Genomic DNA, 1,363 nt, shown 5'->3' on the forward strand with positions numbered 1-1,363 from the left:
TTGTCCGCGGCCGCGATCATTGTGGCCGGTAACACCGAGTCCCGGGTGGGGTTCGACCGGTTCCTGTCCTGGCGTCCCGTGGTGAAGTTGGGCGATGCCGCCTATGCGCTGTACCTGGTGCATTGGCCGCTGCTGATCACGTACTTGGTGATCATGGATCGTCCCTGGGCCGGGCCGCGTTCCGGTGTTGCGCTGGTGGTTGTATCGGTTGTCCTGGCGTTGGTGCTCACGGCGTTGATTGAGAACCCGCTCAAGGCGTGGGCGTGGCCCGAGGCCGCCAAGCGCCGTCTGGCGCTGGTCATCGTGCTCTGCCTGGCTCTGGTGACCAGCGTTGTGCTGTCCTGGTCCGCGGTGGACGCCCACCGCAGTGCGCAGTTGGAAGCACAGGCCGAACGCAACAACCCCGGCGCCGTGTCGCTCATACCCGATTACCAAGCGAACGGCGATCCGAACGCGCCCACCCTGCCGCTGGCCTCGGACCTCGGCAATCAATGGGTGGGGCTGCCGGAAAAATGCGCGGGCAGCTTTGAACCCGACAACACCGCGGTGCAGGACTTCTGCCGCCAGTCGGAAGCGGTGGAGAACCCCACCAAGACCGTGGTCGTGGTCGGCAACTCCCACATGGAGCAGTACATGGGCGCCGTGCTGCCCATGGCCGAGGAAGAGAACTGGCAGATGATCTCCCTGCTGCAGCCCGGTTGCGGATTGGGTCTGGAGGGTCAGTCAGAGGTGTGCCGGGAAGGCAACCAGGCAGCCTTGGATTACGTGGCCAAGCTCAAACCGGACGTGGTGCTGACCACCTCCACGCGCGGGAAACTCATGGACGGCAGCCGGGAGAACGTTATTGCCGGGTTGCCGGGAGTCGTCGAAGACCTCACCGACCAGGGGATCCGCGTGGTCGGGTTCCGCGACAACCCCCGTTTGGACTTCAACCCGTACGGGTGCGTGGAGTCCAAGAGGGCGGACGATCCCTCGTGCACCGTTCCGGCGTCGCAAGTGCTCGCACCGGCCAACCCGGCTCAGGAGCTGGAGTCGATCGAGGACTACCGCAACGTGGATCTCACCGACCTCATCTGCCCGGACGGCCAATGCCGCCCGGTGATCGGTAATGTGCACGTGTGGCTGGACTCCCACCATCTCACGTGGGATTACGCGAAAACCATGACCGCCCCCGCCCACGAGCGGCTCTACAACGCGATCGCTCAATAACCGCAGTCCGGTCGTAGACCGCCCCCCGGAACACTCGACTGTGACCGGCCTGATGCGAGGCCGGGACGCCCCCCAGGTAAATTGCCCCGTTAGGATGCCGTTCGTGCTTGAGCTACTTCCCCCCACGATGACAGCGCGCCCTCAAGACTCCCAC

At 64.9% G+C, this 1,363-nt stretch carries 1 protein-coding gene; it reads left to right on the forward strand.

The window, feature by feature from the left end; genetic code table 11:
* The coding region (locus AC3ENJ_RS12700) for an acyltransferase family protein (protein WP_431814299.1) at nucleotides 1–1,209 on the forward strand (1,209 nt) is incomplete at its 5' end.
* Nucleotides 1,210–1,363 lie beyond the last annotated feature (154 nt).

This window comes from Kocuria sp. cx-455 (assembly GCF_057707085.1).